The organism is Pseudoalteromonas piscicida (genome assembly GCF_002208135.1).
GTDB lineage: Bacteria > Pseudomonadota > Gammaproteobacteria > Enterobacterales > Alteromonadaceae > Pseudoalteromonas > Pseudoalteromonas piscicida_A.
Genome location: NZ_CP021646.1, coordinates 3,683,349 through 3,706,101 on the forward strand (window position 1 = coordinate 3,683,349; position 22,753 = coordinate 3,706,101).

At 43.6% G+C, this 22,753-nt stretch carries 26 protein-coding genes and 1 pseudogene; 16 read left to right on the forward strand and 11 right to left on the reverse strand.

From position 1 onward, the window contains the following. Positions 1-115 precede the first annotated feature (115 nt). From rpsI to zapE, 3 genes are all read right to left on the reverse strand, one after another. Positions 116-508 carry a 30S ribosomal protein S9 gene (rpsI, locus tag B1L02_RS16925; RefSeq protein WP_161568695.1) on the reverse strand — a complete coding sequence of 131 codons (393 nt, stop codon included), beginning with the start codon at positions 506-508 and terminating at the stop codon, positions 116-118. 8 nt (positions 509-516) lie between these two features. Continuing rightward, on the reverse strand, positions 517-945 hold the full coding sequence (rplM, locus tag B1L02_RS16930) for a 50S ribosomal protein L13 (protein WP_088531961.1): 429 nt from the start codon (positions 943-945) through the stop codon (positions 517-519). Positions 946-1,298: 353 nt separating this feature from the next. Next, positions 1,299-2,387: a cell division protein ZapE gene (gene zapE / locus B1L02_RS16935; RefSeq protein ID WP_088531962.1), complete on the reverse strand. Its 1,089-nt coding sequence runs from the start codon at positions 2,385-2,387 to the stop codon at positions 1,299-1,301. A 123-nt stretch (positions 2,388-2,510) separates the two neighbouring features. On the opposite strand from zapE, the gene B1L02_RS16940 reads away from it, so the two are divergent. The 3 genes from B1L02_RS16940 (at position 2,511) to B1L02_RS16950 (ending at position 5,880) form a co-directional block, all read left to right on the forward strand. Continuing rightward, a complete protein-coding gene (locus tag B1L02_RS16940) occupies positions 2,511-2,966 on the forward strand; it encodes a YhcB family protein (protein WP_088531963.1) in 456 nt (151 codons plus the stop codon). 379 nt (positions 2,967-3,345) lie between these two features. Beyond that, positions 3,346-4,698, forward strand: a complete 1,353-nt coding sequence (locus B1L02_RS16945; protein WP_088531964.1) for a DegQ family serine endoprotease — start codon at positions 3,346-3,348, stop codon at positions 4,696-4,698. Between the two features lie 102 nt (positions 4,699-4,800). Further along, positions 4,801-5,880 carry a trypsin-like peptidase domain-containing protein gene (locus B1L02_RS16950; protein WP_088531965.1) on the forward strand — a complete coding sequence of 360 codons (1,080 nt, stop codon included), beginning with the start codon at positions 4,801-4,803 and terminating at the stop codon, positions 5,878-5,880. 66 nt (positions 5,881-5,946) lie between these two features. Here B1L02_RS16950 and murA read toward each other — a convergent pair whose 3' ends face one another. The 7 genes from murA to B1L02_RS16985 are packed head-to-tail and all read right to left on the reverse strand — an operon-like array spanning position 5,947 to position 10,603. After that, positions 5,947-7,206 carry a UDP-N-acetylglucosamine 1-carboxyvinyltransferase gene (gene murA, locus B1L02_RS16955; protein WP_088531966.1) on the reverse strand — a complete coding sequence of 420 codons (1,260 nt, stop codon included), beginning with the start codon at positions 7,204-7,206 and terminating at the stop codon, positions 5,947-5,949. Positions 7,207-7,218: 12 nt separating this feature from the next. Beyond that, on the reverse strand, positions 7,219-7,476 hold the full coding sequence (locus B1L02_RS16960) for a BolA family protein (RefSeq protein ID WP_010376682.1): 258 nt from the start codon (positions 7,474-7,476) through the stop codon (positions 7,219-7,221). Between the two features lie 5 nt (positions 7,477-7,481). Next, positions 7,482-7,787, reverse strand: coding sequence for an STAS domain-containing protein (locus tag B1L02_RS16965; RefSeq protein ID WP_039492913.1), 306 nt, complete (start codon positions 7,785-7,787; stop codon positions 7,482-7,484). Next, complete coding sequence (locus B1L02_RS16970; RefSeq protein WP_088531967.1) at positions 7,774-8,460, reverse strand: MlaC/ttg2D family ABC transporter substrate-binding protein; 687 nt, start codon at positions 8,458-8,460, stop codon at positions 7,774-7,776. Before B1L02_RS16970 ends, B1L02_RS16965 begins: the two co-directional genes overlap by 14 nt. 2 nt (positions 8,461-8,462) lie before the next feature. Beyond that, a complete protein-coding gene (gene mlaD / locus B1L02_RS16975) occupies positions 8,463-9,008 on the reverse strand; it encodes an outer membrane lipid asymmetry maintenance protein MlaD (protein WP_088531968.1) in 546 nt (181 codons plus the stop codon). Between the two features lie 12 nt (positions 9,009-9,020). Further along, positions 9,021-9,800 (reverse strand): lipid asymmetry maintenance ABC transporter permease subunit MlaE, encoded by a 780-nt coding sequence (gene mlaE, locus B1L02_RS16980; protein WP_088531969.1) that lies wholly within the window; start codon positions 9,798-9,800, stop codon positions 9,021-9,023. 2 nt (positions 9,801-9,802) lie between these two features. Then, positions 9,803-10,603, reverse strand: a complete 801-nt coding sequence (locus B1L02_RS16985; RefSeq protein ID WP_174694564.1) for an ATP-binding cassette domain-containing protein — start codon at positions 10,601-10,603, stop codon at positions 9,803-9,805. Between the two features lie 174 nt (positions 10,604-10,777). Between B1L02_RS16985 and B1L02_RS16990 the strand changes: the two genes are divergently transcribed. The 12 genes from B1L02_RS16990 to mgtE all read left to right on the forward strand — a co-directional run bounded on the left by B1L02_RS16990 (position 10,778) and on the right by mgtE (position 20,610). Next, complete coding sequence (locus tag B1L02_RS16990) at positions 10,778-11,737, forward strand: calcium/sodium antiporter (RefSeq protein ID WP_088531971.1); 960 nt, start codon at positions 10,778-10,780, stop codon at positions 11,735-11,737. 9 nt (positions 11,738-11,746) lie between these two features. Next, a complete protein-coding gene (locus B1L02_RS16995) occupies positions 11,747-12,718 on the forward strand; it encodes a KpsF/GutQ family sugar-phosphate isomerase (RefSeq protein WP_088531972.1) in 972 nt (323 codons plus the stop codon). Further along, positions 12,718-13,269: a 3-deoxy-manno-octulosonate-8-phosphatase KdsC gene (gene kdsC / locus B1L02_RS17000; protein ID WP_088531973.1), complete on the forward strand. Its 552-nt coding sequence runs from the start codon at positions 12,718-12,720 to the stop codon at positions 13,267-13,269. The genes B1L02_RS16995 and kdsC overlap by 1 nt, the downstream gene beginning before the upstream one ends. Further along, the gene (lptC, locus tag B1L02_RS17005; RefSeq protein WP_088531974.1) at positions 13,266-13,820 is read left to right on the forward strand and encodes an LPS export ABC transporter periplasmic protein LptC; all 555 of its coding nucleotides are present in this window, start codon (positions 13,266-13,268) and stop codon (positions 13,818-13,820) included. The genes kdsC and lptC overlap by 4 nt, the downstream gene beginning before the upstream one ends. Beyond that, entirely contained in the window at positions 13,810-14,352 is a 543-nt protein-coding gene (gene lptA, locus B1L02_RS17010; protein ID WP_088531975.1) for a lipopolysaccharide transport periplasmic protein LptA, read from the forward strand. The genes lptC and lptA overlap by 11 nt, the downstream gene beginning before the upstream one ends. After that, the gene (gene lptB, locus B1L02_RS17015; protein WP_010376664.1) at positions 14,352-15,077 is read left to right on the forward strand and encodes an LPS export ABC transporter ATP-binding protein; all 726 of its coding nucleotides are present in this window, start codon (positions 14,352-14,354) and stop codon (positions 15,075-15,077) included. Before lptA ends, lptB begins: the two co-directional genes overlap by 1 nt. A gap of 46 nt (positions 15,078-15,123) precedes the next feature. Then, complete coding sequence (locus B1L02_RS17020; RefSeq protein WP_088531976.1) at positions 15,124-16,623, forward strand: RNA polymerase factor sigma-54; 1,500 nt, start codon at positions 15,124-15,126, stop codon at positions 16,621-16,623. 29 nt (positions 16,624-16,652) lie between these two features. Next, entirely contained in the window at positions 16,653-16,940 is a 288-nt protein-coding gene (hpf, locus tag B1L02_RS17025; protein WP_010376661.1) for a ribosome hibernation promoting factor, read from the forward strand. 1 nt (position 16,941) lies between these two features. Continuing rightward, positions 16,942-17,400 carry a PTS IIA-like nitrogen regulatory protein PtsN gene (gene ptsN / locus B1L02_RS17030; RefSeq protein WP_088531977.1) on the forward strand — a complete coding sequence of 153 codons (459 nt, stop codon included), beginning with the start codon at positions 16,942-16,944 and terminating at the stop codon, positions 17,398-17,400. Next, positions 17,393-18,259 carry an RNase adapter RapZ gene (gene rapZ / locus B1L02_RS17035; protein ID WP_010605937.1) on the forward strand — a complete coding sequence of 289 codons (867 nt, stop codon included), beginning with the start codon at positions 17,393-17,395 and terminating at the stop codon, positions 18,257-18,259. The genes ptsN and rapZ overlap by 8 nt, the downstream gene beginning before the upstream one ends. Next, positions 18,260-18,529, forward strand: a complete 270-nt coding sequence (locus B1L02_RS17040) for an HPr family phosphocarrier protein (protein ID WP_010376658.1) — start codon at positions 18,260-18,262, stop codon at positions 18,527-18,529. It begins immediately after the preceding gene. A gap of 722 nt (positions 18,530-19,251) precedes the next feature. Next, a complete protein-coding gene (gene mgtE / locus B1L02_RS17050; RefSeq protein ID WP_088531979.1) occupies positions 19,252-20,610 on the forward strand; it encodes a magnesium transporter in 1,359 nt (452 codons plus the stop codon). A 64-nt stretch (positions 20,611-20,674) separates the two neighbouring features. Here mgtE and pmbA read toward each other — a convergent pair. Next, a pseudogene (pmbA, locus tag B1L02_RS17055) lies at positions 20,675-22,022 on the reverse strand (metalloprotease PmbA). 136 nt (positions 22,023-22,158) lie between these two features. Between pmbA and yjgA the strand changes: the two are divergent. Continuing rightward, entirely contained in the window at positions 22,159-22,677 is a 519-nt protein-coding gene (yjgA, locus tag B1L02_RS17060) for a ribosome biogenesis factor YjgA (protein WP_010605940.1), read from the forward strand. Positions 22,678-22,753: the final 76 nt, after the last annotated feature.

The window sequence follows — 22,753 nt, forward strand, 5'->3', positions numbered from 1 at the left end:
GCAGGACAAAACGATTTAGATAGCCCGTAAATACGAGAGATTACTGTACATAGGAAATGCTAAAAACAAAAAACCCAGCATAAGCTGGGTTTTTGAATTCTTGAAACGTAATAAATTAACGCTTAGAGAACTGTGTCTTCTTACGTGCTTTCTTAAGACCCACTTTCTTACGCTCAACTTTACGAGCATCGCGAGTAACAAAGCCAGCTTTACGTAGAGTTGGACGTAGTGACTCGTCAAACTCCATTAGTGCACGTGTGATACCGTGACGGATAGCACCCGCTTGACCAGTTGTACCACCACCTGCAACAGTGATGTATAGGTCAAACTTTTCTGTCATTTCAACTAGCTCTAAAGGCTGACGAACAACCATGCGAGAAGTTTCACGACCGAAGAACTCTTCTAAAGAGCGCTTATTGATTACGATGTTGCCAGTGCCTGGGCGTAGGAATACGCGAGCACTTGAACTTTTACGACGACCTGTACCGTAGTATTGATTTGCCATGATAGTGCTCCTTAAATGTCTAGAACCTGAGGCTGCTGTGCAGCGTGGTTGTGCTCGTTACCAGCGTAAACTTTAAGTTTACGGAACATTTCACGACCTAGAGGACCGCGAGGTAACATGCCTTTAACCGCTTTCTCAATGATCATTTCAGGCTTTTTAGCTTGAAGTTTCTCAAAGTTGATAGACTTAAGGCCACCTGGGTAACCAGAGTGAGCATAATACATTTTGTCCTGAGCTTTGTTACCAGTTACAGTAACTTTCTCAGCGTTGATTACGATGATGTAGTCACCAGTGTCAACGTGTGGAGTATACTCAGCTTTGTGCTTACCGCGAAGGCGACGAGCGATTTCAGTAGCGATGCGACCTAAAGTTTTACCTTCAGCGTCAACTACGTACCAGTCACGTTTTACAGTTTCTGGTTTAGCAACAAACGTTTTCATTATAAAAATCCAAAGTTTTCAATTTTAAAACCACAGGCAGTCCTTGGACTACCGCTCTACTTGTATTTGCTTTAACCCCTTCGAGTTGAAGACTTTTATGCCGCTCAAGTCAGTGGCTAAGCCGACGAGGGCAATAGAACGCAACGTGGCAGGCCGCGGATTATAGCAAGCCTTCTGGGTGAAAACCAGCGCTTGGTGCTTTTTTCTACAAGAAAATCTGAAGAATTTCGAAAAAAATCGAAAAGGCAAAAAATCCAGCGAAACGATGACGTGTGCGTGACAAGGACTCGTTCTAATACGATGTTTACAAACACCAACACCGAACAAGTCCTTTTAACAAAAAGCAATTGCCGTTAGGCTAAATGCTCTTTTGCTAAATATTCATGGGACTGCATTTCTTGCAAGCGACTGATGCAGCGTTTGAACTCAAAATTCAATGTACCTTCGGTATAAAGTTCAGTAATAGGCGCCGCAGCCGAGATGATAAGCGTTACATTGCGCTCATAAAACTCATCGACAAGCGCAATAAAGCGTCTCGCAGCATCATCGTTTTGCTGACCCATTTGCTTCACATTAGATAGAATCACCGTATTATATAAGCGACTGATTTCCATGTAATCCACTTGCGAACGAGCGGTTTCACACAGTGCAGGGAAATCAAACATAACAATACAGTCAGACACCATTCGAGTTTGGATCATCCGACCTTCAATCTCAATCGCTTGTCCGGCTTTACCCGGCTCTGGAGAGAGTTTGTTAAAATAGTCGAATAAGTTTTCATCTGCTTGTTTATCAAGTGGGCTGTGAAAAATTTCCGCTTGCTCCAACGTACGCAAACGATAGTCAATACCCGAGTCCACATTAACAACCTCAGTATTAGCCTTTACTAATTCAATGGCGGGTAAGAATCGCGCACGCTGTAGACCATTTTTATACAAGTCATCTGGCACAATATTTGATGTGGCAACCAACACGATACCGCGCGCGAACAACGCTTGCATCAATCCACCTAGCAACATGGCATCAGTGATGTCTTGAACGAAAAATTCATCAAAGCAGATGATGTCGGTTTCAGATTTGAACGTGTCAGCGATGCTTTCCAGAGGGTTTTTCACTTCATTAAGCTTTTTTAGCTCTGCGTGAACACGATGCATAAAGCGGTGAAAATGCACCCGCATTTTACGCTCCGTCGGCAACGCATCATAGAAAGTATCAACTAGATAAGTTTTACCACGCCCTACTCCGCCCCAAAAGTATAACCCTTTCACTTTTGGCGGCTCAGCTTTACCAAACAAGCGCGAGAAGAAGTTTTGTTTGACTGGCGGCTGATTGATAAGGTCGTCATACAGTCGCTGTAAATGCTTTACTGCATTTTCTTGCGCGCTGTCATATTGAAAATCATCACGTTCTAGATCTTGCTGATATTTTTCCCAAGGCGTCATCGACTTAAATATTTTTTTACGATTTGTTTGTAGGTTATATTAACACGACTGTATTCACAGCGTATATTGAACTCTAACAGAGTTTTAATTTTATTTGCCGTTGAGGCACACAGGGAGAAACCTATGACTACCGTTACTTGGCTTGGATTACTGATCATTGTTGCCATTGCTGCATTCTTTTTAGGTGGCTTTGTAACGAAAAAGCAGTTCAAACACGACGAACTGGAAGTTCAAGCACAACAAGCTAAACACGACCTTGAGCAATATCGTCAAGACGTATCAGATCACCTTACTAGCACCAAAAAGCTAGTAAATAAAATGCAGGATAGCTATCAGCAACTGCTTACCCATGTGGAAGAAACCAATCAGCTACTCACACAAGATCGCCCATCTCATCCTGCTGATCCTTTTTTCTCGAAAGAAACCACAGAACAACTACAAGCTTCTCTTCAAGCACGTCCAGAGAGAAGACGTAAACAAGACCCAAGTTTTGAAGTACCACCAAGTGACTATGCCGAAGGTGAAACTGGGTTATTTTCTGGGCAAAAAAAAGAAAGTGAGCAAATTAAAGCCTCTTGATGAAACTTTTTGTTGACCCCATAGTCTTTAAAAGAAGTTATTGATTCTAGGGCCTATTGATCTTTCGAGTTTGCTTTTGCAGCAGTTTGATTGGTATTTATACAAGGCAGAGCCTGTGTAGCATAGTTTTTCTATGTAAGTCAGGCGATAACACAGTAGAAATGCCAATCAAGCGCTGCCCTTTGGGTTTTCCTGAGTGCGCTTTGTTCATTGTTGCTCAACTTTTGCTTAGATTACTAGGCGGTAAGTCGAGCGCCGCGACCAAAGCCCACTCAGGGGAACAAAAGTCAAACAGCAAAGGTCAACAGGCCCTAATAAGAGGCTAATTATCAGCCTCTTATGACTTATATTAACGCTAATAGCGGAGTACTTCACGACTATGAAATTTAAACTATCTTTGTTATCGGCCGCTTTACTTTCTTCTAGCTTATTGCTGTTACCGCAGCAAAGCATGGCCAAACTTCCTGTTGCCGTAGACGGTCAACAATTACCAACACTAGCGCCGATGCTGGAAAAGGTAGCCCCCGGCGTTGTTAGTATCCAAGTAAAAGGCGCCAAAGAAGTGCGTCGCCGCGTCGACCCATTCGACTTTTTCTTTGGACAACCGCAACCTCGTAGCCAAAAACGCCCCTTTAGTGGTTTGGGCTCAGGTGTAATCATCGATGCAGATAAAGGCTATGTCGTTACAAACAATCACGTTATTGATGATGCAGACGAAATGCTCGTCACCTTAAAGGATGGCAGAGAGTTTGAGGCTAAATTAATCGGTAGCGACGCCGAATCTGATATTGCATTACTACAAATCGACGGCGAAGACCTAACAGAAATCAAGCTAGCTAATTCAGACAAGTTAAGAGTGGGTGATTTTTCTGTTGCTATTGGTAACCCATTTGGTTTAAGTCATACAGTCACCTCAGGAATAATCAGTGCGCTAGGTCGTAGCGGCTTAAATATAGAAGGCTATGAAGATTTTATCCAAACAGATGCGGCAATCAACCAAGGTAACTCAGGTGGTGCACTAGTTAACCTAAATGGTGAGCTCATTGGTATCAACACCGCTATTTTAGGCGCCTCAGGTGGTAATGTGGGCATCGGTTTTGCTATTCCGTCAAACATGATGAAAAACCTAGTGGATCAAATTGTTGAGTACGGAGAAGTTCGTCGCGGTTCATTAGGTATTTTGGGTCGTACCTTAGACGCAGGCCTTGCCAAAGCACAAGGCTTTGATGTTAAGCGCGGTGCTTATGTCATGCGCGTAGTGGAAGATTCAGCAGCAGATAAAGCGGGCCTGAAAGCTAATGATGTCATTGTTAGCCTAAACGGCGACGATATTGAGAGCTTCAATGAACTCCATGGTAAAGTGGCTACAATGGGTGAGGGTCGTGAAGTTAGGCTTGGTGTCTACCGTGATGGCAAAACCAAGTTTATCGACGTAGAGCTTGGTGGTAAGCAAGAAGAACAGGCGAATGCAGAGGATGTACATCCAAACCTACGAGGCGCGGTACTAGAGAGTGGCGAGCGCAACGGCAACGAAGGTGTCGTCATTACCTCAGTAGAGCCCCGCTCACCAGCGGCACGTGTTGGCCTTGAAGAAGGTGATGTGATCATGCAAGTGAATCGTAAACGTGTCACTAGCGTCAAAGAAATGTCTAAGCTAATTAACGGTATTAAAGGCAATATCGTGCTTGGAATTAAACGTGGTCGCGAGACTGTTTTCTACCTCATTCAATAACGAAATCAATAAATATTACAAATGAAACACAGCGAAACTTGTCGCTGTGTTTTTTTTTGTGTCATTATTAGCAGTATTAGATAACGATAAATATAAGCTCTTGTGTTCAAATTAATTAAATTCATTTTTCCACCGCTACTTGCCGGACTTGGGATCGCTTTTATCATCATTTGGTTTAATCCTGAGTTGAGGGATAATTTGCCAAAACTTGAGGCCCCACATATTCAGGCCCACCATATGAGTTTTGCTGATGCAGTAGAAAAAACGGCTCCAGCGGTCGTGACGATTTTTTCCGAGGGCTTTAGCAATCAGCCAAGATATCAGCGCCAAAGCACCGTTAGAGAGCTTGGTTCTGGTGTGATTATGAGTCGAGACGGCTACATACTAACAAACTATCATGTGGTGAATAATGCCGATCAAATCATCGTGCTTCTTCCTGACGGCCGTCAGTATAGCGATACGCAATTGATAGGCTTTGACACTATTACAGATTTAGCTTTATTAAAAATTCCAGCAGAGAATTTGCCTGTCATTCCTATCGATCATGACTACTCACCGCGTGTCGGAGATGTGGTGCTCGCAATTGGTAACCCATTGAACATTGGACAAACCATTACTCAAGGTATTATCAGTGCAACAGGCAAACAAGCACTCACTGAAAGCCAGTTCAATAATTTATTGCAGATGGATGCGGCAATTAATGTTGGTAACTCAGGTGGGGCCGTTGTCAATTCTAATGGCGCGCTAGTTGGCATTACCTCGGCACAGTTTCGCACGCGTTTGAATATTGATATCCAAGGTATCTCTTTTGCGATCCCTTATGATCTTGCACTGGACGTCATGCATAAGCTCATTATGGATGGCCGAGTGATCAGAGGCTATCTTGGCTTTAGAGGCACACCGGTAGATAATACAGGGAAGCGCGTGAGGGATCTCTACACGCCTATTGTCGGCCTTGCTGTGAGTGAATTAGACCCGCTGGGTCCCGCATGGCAAGCTGGCATGAAAGAGCACGATATTGTGGTTAAAGTAGGTGGAGAGCCTGTGACTAATCCGCAAAGGACACTGAAGACGATTGGCAATACCGCGCCTGGTACTAAACTCGAGTTTGAAGTACTCAGAGGTGGTCAACGCCTCACTATTACAGTGGAAGTTGCTGAACTCGAAACTGGATTATATTAGGCAAAAAGGTTAAGCAAAAAGCGTCCCAGTGGACGCTTTTTCGTTTTCTATTCAGAATAATTAAGCTCAGGTTTTACGGCGTTTTATATTTGCACCTAAACGGCTTAGCTTATCTTCTATCTTCTGATAACCCCTATCAACGTGATAGATGCGGTCAACAACGGTTTCGCCTGTGGCAACAATACCCGTTAGGATAAGACTCGCGGATGCGCGTAAATCGGTTGCCATTACCTGCGCACCTGATAATGATTCAGTCTCACCACAGATTGCGGTATTGCCTTCTAAACGAATATTCGCGCCCATGCGCTGCAGCTCTGGCACATGCATAAAACGGTTTTCAAAGATAGTTTCTGTGATTGTCGCACTCCCTTCAGCCACCACATTTAATGCAGTAAACTGAGCTTGCATGTCTGTTGGAAAACCTGGATGTGGCATGGTTTTGATATTAACGGCTTTCAAAGCGCGTTGACGCATATCCACATAAATACTGTCTTCATTTATCTCAACAATAGCATTAGCAGCTCGTAGCTTTTCAAGCACTGGCTCAAGACTATGATAATCCGTGTTTTTACAAAGCACTTCGCCTTTTGCCATTGCAGCAGCAACCAAAAAGGTTCCCGTTTCGATGCGATCTGGAAGAATTTTATGCTCGCAACCATTAAGACGCTCAACGCCTTCTATCTCAATTCGGCTAGAGCCTGCCCCGCTGATCTTTGCCCCCATAGCAACTAAGCATTCCGCTAAGTTGATAATCTCAGGCTCTCTAGCCGCATTATCTATCACAGTTTTACCATCGGCGAGGGTTGCAGCCATCAGTAAGTTTTCAGTTGCACCAACACTGACGGTTTCCATAAAGATCTCAGCGCCACGAAGACGACCGTCTGTTACCGCATGGATATAACCATTCTCAACTTTGATCTTAGCGCCCATTTTCTCAAGACCCGAAATATGCAGATCGACTGGACGAGCACCGATAGCACAACCTCCCGGTAGGGATACTTGCGCCTGACCAAATCTAGCGACTAATGGGCCCAGCGCCAATACAGATGCACGCATTTGCTTAACGAGTTCATAAGGTGCGAGCACGCTATTTACCGTTGCACCATTGATTTCTAAGATATCGCCATCCCACTCAACTTCAGCGCCCAGTGTTTTTAATAAGGCTTCAGTGGTACCAATATCGCGTAAGTGCGGTACATTAGAAAAACGGCTTTTACCATCGCCAAGCAGAGCGGCGAAAAGAATAGGAAGGGCTGCATTTTTAGCCCCAGAAATAGTGACTTCACCGGCTAAAGTGGTGCCACCTTGGATAACAAACTGATCCATTGCGGCACTCCGTTATTGTGGAAGAATAAATTTGCGCTCTTTTTGCCATTCATCTGGTGTGAATGCGCGGATGCTAACAGCATGCATGGTGCCGTCTTTAATAGTATCCATCAGTGGGCCATAGATCAGCTGTTCTCTTTTCAGCCTTCTTAATCCGTCAAAACACGTTCCAACAGCAATGACTTCGTAGTGACTACCGTTAGCTTTGACGATGATCTCGTCAAGCGATAGTGCATCTCTCAATAAAGTTTCGACTTGATTTGTTTCCATTAGACTCACTCAAATAGGGTTGTCACCTGACCCAACTCCATTAAATTTTGCAGTTGTTCAGGCGTATTTTTCAGCTCGAGACGAATGTCGCGCTGTTTCAATTGACCTAAAGAGTGAATTAACCAAGCTAAGCCCGCGGTGTCAACCCTTGTCACCTCAGAAAGGTTAAAATAGACGGTTGATTGTGCATTTTTCAACACTTGAACGATGGTCGACTGTTTCAGTGCGCTTGGTAAACTCGCTCTCGTAAGTTCACCAGTTAACACGATTTCACCTTTACTTTCGGTGAATGAAATACTAGGCGTCACCATCATCCCCTCTAAATTGCACTGGTAGCTTGCTCTTCTTATCTAACAGTTGAATCACATGTTCAATACCTTGTTGGCGCAAAATACCATGTAGCTCCGACTGTTTGGCATCTAGTAAACTAATGCCTTCCGCCATCATGTCAAAAGCGCGCCAGTCACCGTCTTGACCGCGTCTAACTTTAAAATCAATTTTGATATCAGGCTTACCAGGCTCTACAATTTTGGTTTTAACAACCACCACGCCTTCATTCTCAAATGGGCGATGCTCACCAAACTCTACCTTTTGATCTTTATATTGGGTAAATACCCCTGCATAAGTTGCGATAAGATAGTTTCTAAACACATCGATAAACTCACGAATATGCTCTACTGCAGCAGCCTTTTCTTCTGCGTTATCCATATTCCGAACGGTTTGAATATACGAACCCAAGACACGGTACGCAGCATACTTATAATCGATGTAAGGCATAAGCTCTTCTTCCACGATAACGCGTAAGTGCTCTTTGTCCTTTTCGATGATGCTTTGATCTTTCGTCACACGCTGAAAAGTTTGCGCCGCGACTTGCTCTACCATTTTATAAGGATCGCTTGAGTCCACCTCTTTTGCCTGTACCAATGTGGTAGCCATCAATGCTACAAATAGAGTCAGACATTTTGCATAGACGTTCTTTAACATATTTACTCGCTCCCTTGATTAAATAGGAACTGACCAATTAACTCTTCTAACACAAGTGCCGATTTCGTATCTGTGATCATGTCACCGTCTTTTAGCGCTTTTGATTCAACACCAAAAAGAGACTCAAGATCGACACTATCCTCACTCGTCACTTCCTGACCAAGGCATTTTTGCTTTGCTGATTCAGCGGCAATCACGGGGGAAATACCTAAATATTGCTCACCCAAAATGCCCGACGTCAAAATAGAAACTGAAGAAGTATCGGAAAACTGACACTCATAGTTTCTATCCAAACTCATTGATACCACAGGCACGAACTCTTGCGGATGAATGTAAATCCCATCGACACGGCCAATCACAACACCGCCCACCTTAATTGGGGCACGGGTTTTTAACGAGCCGATATTTTCGAATTTAGCGTGTAAGGTGTAAGTCTCACCATTTCCGCTTAAGCCTGAGTTAGCCACCTTAAGCGCCAACATAACGAATGCAGCAATGCCCAATGCCACGAACAACCCAACTAAAATTTCTATTTTCCGTGTATTCATTTTTAAAACCTTTTAACTTGAGAACATAACCGCTGTTAATACAAAGTCAAAGCCAAGTACAGCCAGTGAAGAATGTACTACCGTCTCTGTCGTCGCTTTACTTATTCCTTCAGAAGTAGGAATACAGTCATAGCCTTTGTATAGCGCGATCCAAGTTACTAATAGTGCAAATACGAAACTCTTAATAAGACCATTTAAGATGTCTTGTTGAAACGACACTTGCGATTGCATAATTGACCAGAAGCTACCTGAATCTACGCCTAACCAATCAACACCCACCAAGTGTGCGCCTAAAATAGCGATCGCAGAGAATATCAATGCGAGTAACGGCATACTAATAAAACCGGCCCAAAAACGAGGGGCTACGACGCGCTTAAGCGGATCTATCGCCATCATTTCTAAACTGGATAATTGCTCCGTAGCCTTCATCAAACCAATTTCTGCAGTTAACGCACTGCCTGCACGCCCTGCAAATAAGAGTGCGGTTACCACGGGACCTAGCTCTCGAAGTAAACTCAACGCAACCAAAGGTCCAAGGCTATCTTCAGCGCCATATCCGACTAACACGGTATAGCCTTGTAGCGCCAATACCATACCGATAAATAAACCGGACACCATGATAATCAACAACGATTGATGACCAACCATGTAAAGTTGCTTTATCAAAAGCGGCGTGCCTTTTCGGAAATTAGGTAAGCTAAATAGCGCACCAAAAAGCATTGTTGTAGCACGGCCAAGCGCAGCAAAACGGCTAAGTGTTTTGTGGCCTAGTTTTTGTAAAAAGTCGACCATACTCACTCTCCTTGCAACAGTGCTTGCTGATAATCAGGCGCTTTAAAATGGAATGGCACAGGTCCATCCGCCAAACCTTGTAAGAACTGCTGCACTAATGGAGATTCGTGTTCAAGCATCTGTTCAGGGGTGCCTGTACCAATTACACCTTGCTCAGCAATAATAACAACATGGTCGGCAATGCTCAGCACTTCGGTAACATCATGAGTTACTATCAGTGACGATAACCCCAATACTTCATTAAGAGACTTGATTAACCGAACTAGAACCCCCATGGAAATCGGATCCTGACCTGCAAAAGGTTCATCGTACATTATTAATTCAGGATCAAGCGCAATAGAACGTGCCAATGCAGCACGTCTTGCCATACCACCAGAAAGCTCTGCCGGCATTAAATCTTTTGCGCCACGAAGGCCAACCGCTTGGAGCTTCATCAGCACCACTAAACGGATTAAATCTTCTGATAGTTCGGTATGCTCGCGTAGAGGAAAAGCCACATTATCAAACACGCTCATATCGGTAAACAAGGCGCCGCTTTGAAATAACATACTCATGCGCGTTCGCGCTTGGTATAAGGCTGCTCGTGACATGTTAGGGATACTGTTTCCTGCAAAAAGAATATCACCGCTATCAGGTTTTAGCTGACCGCCAATTAATCGCAACATGGTGGTTTTACCAATGCCGCTCGGTCCCATTATTGCGGTAATTTTGCCTTTTGGTACGGAAAAGCTCATGTTTTTGTAGATGATCCTTTCACCCCGAGAGAAGGTTACATCCTTGATTTCTACAATTGACTGCGACAAGTCGCTCTCCAGATCCAGACTATATTCATCCAAGTATGATACTTTTTTTTCAAACAAGATGGAAAATCGTTTTGGTAAAATTTTGTAAGTAGTGAAATGTAACGGTTTGCTTATACTTTCCAGAGCGCTTTTGGTAGTATCTATCGAAATTTCAATCCTATTGGCTAGAGGTTCATGGTTTTATCGTTTGTTATTCTCGTTTTGGGCTTTATTGCACTGGTTTGGAGTGCTGACCGCTTTGTTTTTGGTGCGGCCGCGCTTGCACGAAACTTTGGTGTACCGACATTAATTGTTGGCTTAACTATTGTAGCCATGGGTTCTTCAGCGCCTGAAATGATGGTTGCTGCGCAAGCCTCTCTTGCAGATAAAACAGACACCGCTGTGGGCAATGCCATAGGTTCTAACATCGCCAATATCTTACTCGTTTTGGGTCTCACAGCATTATTAAGACCACTCTCCGTAGGCTCCGGCATTTTACGCCGCGAAATGCCGCTGTTAGTTATCGTTTCATTAGCAGCTTGGTATATCGTTAGTGATAACCACTTCAGCTTCGTCGAAGGTGTTTTATTATTAGTAGGCTTCGCCGCTTTTCTTCTCGCACTTATCATCATCACGAAGCGTGGTGGCGGAGATAGCGAGGATCCATTTGTAAGTGAAGCTTGTGAAGAAGTTCCAAACAATATTCCGACTCAAAAAGCCGTTTTCTGGCTCATCGTGGGTATGGTTTTACTACCTGTTAGCGCGGACTATTTAGTTGGCGCTGCGGTTGATATAGCCAAATATTTTGGCATGAGTGACCTGTTAATAGGACTAACCATTATCGCCGTTGGTACTAGTTTACCTGAGCTTGCAGCCTGTGTTGCTGGCGTACTTAAAAAGGAAGACGATCTAGCGCTTGGCAATATTATCGGTTCGAACATCTTTAATATATTGGCAGTGCTATCAATTGCTGGGATCATTAACCCATCCGTCCTCGACGCCAATATTGCTTCACGTGATATCTTTATTATGCTTGGTGCGACTCTGCTGCTTATCCTAATGAGCCTCAGCTTGACAGGTAAACGCCGCATTAACCGCTTGGAAGGCGGTATACTTGTCGCAAGCTTCGTCGGTTACATCTACTACATCATTTAAGGAAGCCTAGTGACAACGAACCCATTTATTGACTCTGCAAATCAAGTTTTTGCTACTGAACTTGCAGCAATAGAAGAAGTGCAACAGTTTGTTGATCAGCAATTTGCAAAAGCCTGTGAGATTATGTTTGGCTGCCAAGGCCGGATCATTGTGATTGGTATGGGCAAGTCTGGCCACATCGGTAACAAAATCGCAGCAACACTCGCAAGTACTGGCAGTCCTGCGTTTTTTGTTCATCCAGGTGAAGCAAGTCACGGCGACTTGGGTATGATCACCAAAGATGATGTTGTATTGATGATCTCCAACTCAGGAGAAACCCAAGAGGTGATCTCAATCCTCCCTGTTATTAAGCGCTTAGGTGCCCCTGTCATTTCCATGACAGGCAATCCTAATTCTACGATGGCTCGTAATGCGACGGTCCATCTTTGTGTCAAAGTATCGAAAGAAGCCTGCCCGTTGGGGCTTGCCCCCACCGCCAGCACCACAGCTACGTTAGTAATGGGCGACGCGCTCGCGGTTGCGCTACTTGAAGCTAGAGGATTCACGGCTGATGATTTTGCGCTTTCCCACCCAGGTGGTAGTTTAGGAAAACGCCTACTACTAACCGTTGCTGACGTCATGCATCAAGGGGATGCAATCCCTATGGTCGACAGCCATTGCACGGTTAAAGAAGCATTATTTGAGATGTCCGCTAAAAGTTTAGGCATGACGGCAATCGTAGATGAAAGCTCGCAATTACAAGGTATTTTTACCGATGGCGACTTGCGCCGTATTATCGAGCAAAAGGTGGATATCCACACAACTCCAATCACGCAAGTAATGACGGCTAAAAGCACAACGGCACGCGCAGATATGCTCGCGGCTGAGGTACTCAATATCATGGAAACCAAACGAATTAATGGCTTGATTGTGGTAAATGAAAATAACGTTCCAGTTGGCGCCCTGAATACGCAAGATTTACTTAGAGCAGGAGTGCTGTAATGCGATTTGAAGATCTATATCAAGCCATTTCAACTGAAGCTTGGGAAAAAGCAAAGAAAATCAAATTATTGATTTGTGACATTGATGGCGTGTTCTCCGATGGTCGCATATACCTTGGTAATAATGGTGAAGAACTGAAAGCGTTTAATACCAAAGATGGCTTTGGTATTAAGGCCTTAATTGATTGTGGTATCGAAGTCGCCGTTATCACAGGTAGACATTCACAAATAGTTCAGCAACGCATGACTAGTTTAAATGTAACTTATATTTACCAAGGGCAAGAAAACAAGCTAGTGGCATATGATGAACTGAAGACTAAGCTCAACCTTAGTGATGATGAAATCGCGTATATTGGTGATGATGGTCCTGACCTACCAGTAATGGAACGAGTCGGTTTTGCCGTTGCCGTCAACGATGCACATCCACTTGTTAAGCATATCGCTCATTATACGACGTTGATGCCTGGTGGTTTTGGTGCAGTGAGAGAGCTTACAGATCTTCTCATGCTCAGCCAACATCACTTATTAACTTCCAAAGGATCAAGTACATGACCGTATTGCGTGTCATCTTACTCATTATATTTAGCTCTTTAATGGTATGGATGTGGTCACCCATGTTTAATCCATCAAAGACGGATCCAACAAAAGAAGATGAACCGTTAGCTAAGCCCGATTATGTTGCAACGACACTCCAGCAAACTACCTATAGTGAAAATGGCTTATTAAACTATCAGGTAACTGCTGATAAGATGGAATTGTATCAAGACCTTGGCTTTAGTCACTTTGAAAAACCTATTTTCACCTTGTACAACGGTGAGCAGAATTGGCAGATAAGTGCATTAGAAGCAACACTATATGAAAACAATACCTTAATATTAGAGGGCAATGTACTGGCAAAGAATTTAACACCTAATGCCATGATCACTGATATCAATGCCGATAATGTACGAGTTGAAATTAAGCAAAAATTGATGAAGTCGGAACATCCTGTCGTTATCACAGGTCCTAGTCTTAGGATCACAGGTAAAGGACTACATGCGGATCTGCAAAAGCAAGTGATCGAACTCATCAACCACACAAAGACAATTTATTATGACCAGTAAAATCATTAACAAACTAGTTTTCATCGGCTTGCTTGCAAGTTCTACTCTGGCAGTTGCTGCAGAACAAAATGAAGTCATTATTGATGCTGGCCGTCAGCAAGCTCAGCTGCAAAGCAATATCGGTATTTTTGAACAGAATGTCGTCATTATTCATGGCAACAGAAAAATAAATGCCGATCGCCTAGAAGTACATCGCCGTGCCGAACTTGGCACCAATAAACAGCTGCTTGTTGCAACTGGCAGCCCAGCCACTTTTAGCGAACGTCAACCTGATGGTAATTTGCTAGAAGCAAAAGCAAATGAAATTCGTTACGACGTTGCGAAGGGCACCTTAGTCATTTCTGGCGATGCGGAAATCAATCAAACTGGGCAAAAGATAAATGCGCAGGTCATCACTTATGACATTGAAAAACAATTGATCAGTGCAGAGCGCTCAGATCAGGAAGATTCTCGTGTCAGAACCATCCTTGTTCCTGTGGATGATAAAAAAGACGCAAAAGACAAAAAAGCGCAGGAAGAAGGTAATAATTAATGAGCGAGCTCAAAGCAACTGGTTTAGCAAAGAGTTATAAAGGTCGCCAAGTCGTTAAGAATGTTGGCTTAAGTGTTCAAGCTGGCAGTATTGTAGGCTTGTTGGGACCAAATGGCGCAGGCAAAACCACTACTTTTTACATGATTGTAGGGCTAGTACCAAGCGACAAAGGCTTTATTCAGATTGATGACGAAGATATCACTTTGCTGCCGATGCACAGCCGTGCACGACTCGGCATTGGCTATCTACCACAAGAGTCTTCAATCTTTAGAAAACTCACTGTCTATCAAAATTTGATGGCGATTTTAGAAACTCGAAAAGACTTATCTAAAGTTGAAAGAGAAGCTGAACTAAACGAGTTACTAGATGAATTTAATATTCAACACATTCGTGATTCACAGGGCATGGCATTGTCGGGAGGTGAGAGAAGACGAGTAGAAATTGCTCGCGCTTTAGCCGCAAACCCAAAGTTTATCCTGTTAGATGAACCTTTTGCTGGTGTTGATCCTATTTCGGTGTTAGATATAAAGACGATAATAGAGCACCTAAAAAACCGCGGTATCGGTGTGTTAATCACCGACCATAATGTTAGAGAAACACTGGACGTATGTGAAAAGGCCTACATCGTTTCACATGGTGAGTTAATCGCTGCAGGCACGCCAGAACATGTTTTGGCAGATCAAACCGTAAGAGATGTCTACCTAGGCGAACAATTCAAGCTATAGTTAAGACGTAGTATTAATAACTGTTAAAAAGGATTGTTAGAGATACATGAGGCAATCATTACAGCTGCGCATGGGGCAGCAACTTACAATGACTCCGCAACTGCAACAAGCCATTCGCTTGCTGCAGCTTAGTACCTTGGATCTGCAACAAGAAATACAAGAAGCATTAGACAGCAATCCATTGTTGGAAGTGGAAGAAGGTGATAATACTGACGGCGAAAATGCTGACCAACACGGCCAAGAAAAGAGCAGCGCTGACGATAATCAAGATTCAGGCGATGAAGTGCCTGTTAGTGACTATGAAATAGACTCAGATACCGCCATGAGCAAAGACACTGTGAGTGATGACCTTGCCATGGATGTCACTTGGGATGAGTACATGAGTGCAGCGCCGGCTGCAAGTTCAGGCCCTCTGCCTGATGACGATAATGTTTATCAAGGGGAAACCTCTGAATCTCTCCATGATTATCTCATGTGGCAACTCGAACTGACGCCATTTAGCCCAACCGATAGAGCTATCGCGATTGCGATTATTGAAGCGGTAGACCTGTCAGGCATTTTAACCTTATCTTGCGAAGACATTTTAGAAAGCATTAATGACGAAAATAGCGAAGAGCCTATTGAGCTGGATGAAGTCGAAGCCGTACTCAAACGCATTCAACTTTTTGACCCTGTCGGTATCGCAGCGCGCAGTTTACAAGAATGCTTGTGTATTCAGCTAAATCAATTCGCTCCAGATACGCCATGGATTGCCGAAACGAAAATGATCCTGACAGAGCATATCGACTTGCTTGCCAGCCGTGACTATCGAACTTTGGCAAAGAAAACGCGCCTTAAAGAGGCGGACCTCAAAGAGGTCATGACGTTAATTCATAGTCTTAATCCAAAGCCAGCGGCAAGCATTATTCATGAAGAGCCTGAATATGTTATCCCTGACGTATCGGTGAAAAAAGTAAAAGGTCGTTGGGTCGTAGAGCTAAATCCTGATGCTATGCCTAAAATAAGAGTAAACGACCATTATGCTGCCATGTCTAGAACGGCGAAATCCAGCACGGATAGTCAGTTTATTCGCTCACATTTACAAGAAGCAAAGTGGTTTATTAAAAGCTTAGAAAGCCGCAATGATACTTTATTAAAAGTTACCAATTGCATTGTGCAACAACAACAGGCATTCTTTGAACATGGCCCCGAAGCAATGCGCCCTATGGTGCTAAATGATGTTGCTGAAATGGTTGAGATGCATGAGTCCACAATTTCACGAGTAACGACACAAAAATACATGCATACACCACGGGGAATATTTGAGCTGAAGTATTTCTTCTCTAGCCATGTAAGTACAGAAAATGGAGGTGAGTGCTCTTCTACAGCAATTAGAGCACTTATCAAAAAGCTGATAGCTGCAGAAAATACTGCTAAGCCATTGAGTGACAGCAAAATTGCAGATATCTTAGCTGAGCAAGGAATTAAGGTAGCGAGACGCACGATTGCAAAATATCGTGAATCCCTAGCCATTCCACCGTCAAATCAGCGTAAAAGCTTGATATAAGACGTAAAACCCAAGAAGGAAAAATGCTTATGCAACTAAATCTAACTGGTCGCCATGTAGAAATTACTGACTCATTAAGAGACTATGTCACCAACAAGTTTGCGAAGCTAGAAAGGCACTTTGATCATATCAATAACGTGCATGTGATCCTTGATGTCGAGAAACTAGTACAAAAAGCAGAAGCAACATTACACGTAAACGGCGGCGAGCTATTTGCATCAACAGAGCATCAAGATATGTATGCCGCAATTGATGGCCTTATCGACAAGCTAGATCGTCAAGTTATTAAACACAAAGAGAAGCTCACTCGACACTAAAATGAAATTAAGTGAATTAGTGAACAAGGACTGCAGTAAAGCTGCGGTCCTTTTTAATAGCAAAAAACGTATTTTAGAATACATCAGCGAACTGGCTCATAGCCAAATTCCGAATGCCAGTCAACATGCTATCTTGGACGCTTTAATGGCGCGAGAGAAATTAGGCAGCACAGGGATCGGTAAAGGCATTGCTATTCCCCATGGTCGACTTGAAGGTTTGGATAAAATCCTTGCAATGGTCCTTGTCAGCGAACAAGGGATCCAGTTTGAAGCCATAGATAAGCAGCCTGTCGATATTTTTGTCGCGTTCATCGTACCTGAAGGTGATAATCAACAGCACCTGAAGACCTTAGCGGCGATTGCTGATACACTCAAAGACAAGTCTTTTTGTAAAATGCTCAGGCAAGCAAAAAGTGATGATGAGTTATATGCAGTGATCCAAGGTGAATCTGATGAGTGATGAAGAAAAAGGACTCGAGCTTATCATTATCAGTGGCCGCTCAGGCTCTGGTAAATCTGTAGCGCTTCGAGTATTGGAAGACTTAGGCTACTATTGTGTAGATAATATTCCGGTCAATTTGCTACCGTCTTTAGTCCGCAGCGTTTCCGACAATTATAATAAAATTGCAGTGAGCATTGATGTTAGAAACTTGCCTAAAGAACAGGACGAGTTTAATGACATTCTTGAATACTTGCCCGGTTTCGCCAAACCTACCCTGTTTTATTTAGACAGTGATGACCAAACCCTGATAAAGCGCTTTTCTGAAACACGCCGTTTGCACCCTCTTTCACTGCATAATCTTCCATTAGATGTCGCGATAAAAAAAGAACGTGAACTGTTAGACGTATTGATCACTCGAGCCGACTTTCTCATCGATACCACAGGCCTTAGCGTTCATCAACTTGCAGAAGATATCCGCGAAAAAATCTTAGGCAAGAAAGACAAACAACTCATTATTACTTTTGAATCTTTCGGCTTTAAACATGGCATCCCAAAACAAGCGGATTACGTTTTTGATGCGCGCTTTTTGCCAAATCCACATTGGGAGCCTGAGCTTAAGCCGCTCACGGGCCTAGATCAGCCTGTCAAAGACTATTTGTCGAGCCACAGTATCGTGCAAAAATTCACTTGGCAGATCCAAACCTTTGTACAAACTTGGTTACCACACTTAGAACGTAACAATCGTAGCTACCTAACGATTGCTATCGGATGTACTGGTGGACAGCATCGCTCAGTATACTTAGCGCAAACCATTGGCGAGCGTTTTGCTAAAACCCATCCTAACGTCAAAATTCGTCACCGTGAGCAAGAGGGTTAGATGTTAGAAGATACGTTTTTAATCCAGAATAAACTCGGTCTACACGCTCGGGCTGCGACAGTTCTTGCTCAGTTAGCGACACAATTTGATGCCGAAGTGACCTTATATCAGGGAGACAAAAGTGCTGCTGCAGACAGCGTACTAGCACTGTTGTTACTTGAAAGCAGCCAGGGAAAAGAGGTGCGAGTTGTCTGCGAAGGTCCTGATGCTCAGTATGCACTAGACGCCATTGGTGGATTAATAGAAAATAAGTTTAATGAATCTGAGTGACTCAAGCTGCTATCACCAATATAGCACTAAGGCCTGATTCATGTATTCCCTGCTACCCTCCCCCTCCGTAACCAGACTGGTATAATACCAATTAGTCTTAATACTTGCTCAATTTGAAGGAGCAAATCTGACGCTAACTGTGTTAAAAATTTTTCATTTAGAACAACTAAATAACCTGAGCTGCGGATAATTAATGCCTTTCTAGCAGCCAGTTTTAGCGCTAACTGCGTTGAATTCACTTCCAATAGCCAGCTATTGGTGCGTAAATTCGCCTTGTTTTCCCTAAAACTTGCTGGCTAGACAAGGAAAAAACTAAGTTGTGCTTTAGCAACAATGAGTTGGAACATTCCTTATCCAAACCTCAGGTTAAATAGCAAAATTTTCGCCGTGTTATCGACAAGATTTTCTCGCCTCAAAATAGATCACTTAATTAAGCGAATTGGTATAATAAGTCTCTCATAATTAAGCGTAAACCTTGGTAGTTCCCAATAAACTGAGTTACACTGTAATACCAATTTAGGTTTATCTCGTGCAGTAAAGCGAGTTGCCGAGACAAGCCTACTTTATCGTTGCTCGCATATTTAGCGTGCATTAACGATAGCAACCCACCAGCGGAAACAACACGAGTAAAATTCAAATTAAGAAATAGGTTTCTGCTATAAAATAAATGAATAGGGTTAACTTAATCACGTTATCCGCCAGCATTATCAATAAGGATGCCTATGCCTGAAGTATTTGAACAAGACTACACACTGGAACAACTCCAAAAGGTAACCAAAGCCTTAAACAGTGGTCAGTTTGTTCAAGTTAGGCGTATGCTCGCAGAGACCGCACCTTGTGACACTGCACTGCTTTTAGAATCATCTCCTCATAAAGTTCGCTCTATGTTGTGGCAGCTCGTTGACCCAGATATCCAAGGGGATGTCTTAGAAGAGCTATCAGAGGACGTAAGACTTGGGATCATCGCCCAGATGGAACCGGAGCTAATTGCTGCCGCGACAGAAGATATGGACGACGATGACCTTGGTGATGTCCTGAGAAGCTTGCCTGATACCGTCTACCAAGACGTTATCGGTGCGATGGATAGCCAAGACAGAGAACGTGCGACACAAGCATTGTCCTATAAGGAGCACTCGGCAGGTGCCTTGATGAGCACCGACACGGTCACCATTCGACCCGATGTTACCTTAGAGGTTGTATTTAGATATCTACGTCTTAAAGGCGAATTGCCAGACGGTACGGACGAGTTGTATGTAGTTGATAAAGACAACTGCTTTTTAGGCACGCTGCCTGTCAATACCTTATTAACTAAGTCTCCTGACAGCATGGTTCGAGACTTGATGGATGAAGATAAGGAAACGATCCCTATCTCCATGGATGAGTCTGAAGTGGCGCAGCTTTTTGAGCGCCATAACTGGATCTCAGCTCCCGTCGTTGACGATAACGCCCATTTGCTTGGTCGTGTCACCATCGACGACGTTGTTGACGTCATCCGTGAAGATGCCGAGCACAGTTTATTAAGTATGGCAGGTCTTGAAGACGAAGAAGATACCTTTGCGCCAGTTCTAAAAAGTAGCCAGCGTCGCTCTATTTGGCTTGGGATTAACCTGCTAACCGCCTTGATGGCAGCGTTTGTTGCAAGCTTCTTCGAAGGAACTCTGGATATTTTACCGATTCTCGCGGTGTTAAATGGCATAGTACCAAGTATGGGTGGCGTTGCCGGTAGTCAAACGCTAACCTTAGTGATTCGTGGTATTGCCCTTGGTCATATCAACCAAACTAACCAAAAGTTTTTAATGGGTAAAGAACTGGCGATCGGAGCCCTAAACGGTGTCCTATGGTCTGTCTTGATCGCTGGAGTTATTGCTGTATGGCAGTGGGATTTTACACTCGGTGCCGTTATTGCCTTCGCGATGTTTATGAACTTAGTCGCGGCAGGTATCGCGGGTGCCAGTATTCCAATTATGCTAAAGAAAATGAATATCGACCCAGCGCTAGCTGGTAGTGTAGTACTAACAACAGTTACTGATATCGTTGGGATCTTTGCATTCCTTGGCACGGCAACTTGGTTGTTAGTGTAGCAGTAACAGTGTCGAAGTGACGGAGAATGCTGGTCAAAACCAGCATTCCTTGAGCTGAGGGGAGTTACTCACCCGCTATTTGCATATTATTGAGTAGTATGGAGCCGGTTTGTACTGCGCCTCGACATTCAATATCACCGCCAACCCCTTCAATGCCCATAAACATATCTTTTAAATTGCCAGCGATCGTAATTTCACTCACAGGATATTGAAGCTCACCATTTTCGACCCAAAAACCAGCAGCCCCCTAGAGTAATCACCGGTTACCGTATTAACACCTTGCCCCATTAGTTCAGTGACTAACAAACCAGTACCCATTGATGCAAGTAGGCAAGTTAAATCATCGTGCGTTGGTTTTACCTGCCAATTATGGATCCCACCTGCGTGCCCTGTCGCTTGCATATTCATTCTACGTGCAGCATAGCTTGCCAATAAGTAAGTGTTAAGCACGCCATCTGTAATGATTTCACGGTCGATGGTTTTTACACCTTCGCTATCGAATGGACTAGAAGCAAGCCCTCTTGGTAAATGTGGTTTTTCGTCAATATTAACGCAGCGATTAAAAATTTGTGTGTCTAAAGAATCCAACAAGAAGCTAGACTTACGATATAGTGCGCCGCCACCGATACCTGACACTAAGTGTCCAAATAAGCTGTTAGCGATATCCGCTCGAAAAATAACAGGCACTTTACGCGTCGATACCTTGCGACTGCCTAATTTTGCCAGCGTAGATTGTGCCGCTTCTAAACCAACTTCTTGTGGGATTTTAGCTCTGTGTGCACGCGAGATAACGCATATGCAGAATCTCGTTGCATTTGTTCACCTTCTTTACCAATCACCATGGTACTCAGGCTGTGTCTGGTACGTGGGAACCCAGCAATTAAGCCGTGGCTATTACCATACACACGGATCCCTTGATGGCTCGATAAGCTTGCGCCATCAGAGTTCACGATTCGAGGATCGAATTCCAACGCAGCTTTCTCAGCGGCAATACATTGCTCAATAGCTTCATCGGGAGAAACCTGCCAAGGATGGAAAAGATCTAAATCCGGTGGCGACATCTCTAGCAAGGCTTTATCCGCCACACCATTGCAGGGATCATCAGAAGTAAATCGAGCAATATCTACGGCCTTTTCAACCACTGAGCGTAGAGCTTCAGGACTCAGATCCGCGGTTGATGCAGAACCTTTATGATTGCCCACATAAACACTGATACCAAGACCACCATCTTGATTAAACTCAATGGTTTCAACCTCTCCCATTCGTGTACTTACAGACAGACCTGAGGTGCTAGACATCGCCGCTTCTGCCGAGGTTGCACCTAGTTTTTTAGCATGCGCTAACACATCAGCAACTGCATTTTTCACATCATCAATTTGATTATATATAGGGTGTTGTTGAGGTTGAGTCATAGATACCTTATCCGCTCGCTCGTCTAACTAAAACATATTAGTTAATATGCTATCACAGCTACTAACTATTGTAGTGATCAATTGTGGTATACTCTAATGTTAGAGACCTTAATATTTACTAGTATAGACAAGACCAATGGCTAAACACGAGCAAACGACCGAAGAAGAGATTATTTACGTTTCAAAAAGCGAGCTTAAGCGCGAAGCGCTAGAGTTGCATGAACTTGGCTGTGAAATTGCAGGGCTTGGCAAGAAGCAGCGTGAGAAGTTACCTCTAACGGACGAGCTTAAAGAGGCCATGACGGTTGCGGATAGGATCCGTGCTAAAACGGATGCTTACCGTCGTCATATGAACTACATTGCAAAGACATTGCGTAGCACTCCAAATGTCGAAGACATTCAGGCTGCTATGGATTTGATGCTAAATAAGAACAATAAAGCAGACGTATTGCTGAATAAGATTGAGCTTATTCGCGATGAAGTGATTGCCAAGGGCGATAGCAAGATTAATGAGTTATTGGATAAGTATCCTGAACTTGAGCGTCAAAAAATGCGTCAGATGGCTCGCCAAGCAAGTAAAGAAGTAAAAGCTGAGAAGCCAGGCAAAGCCTACAAAGAACTGTTTCAGTACTTAAAAGAAGCAATTATGCCATAACGCTATGTTGCTCTGGACAATATAAAAAGGCGCTGATGCGCCTTTTTGCTTGTATGAGATAACCGTCATATCGTAT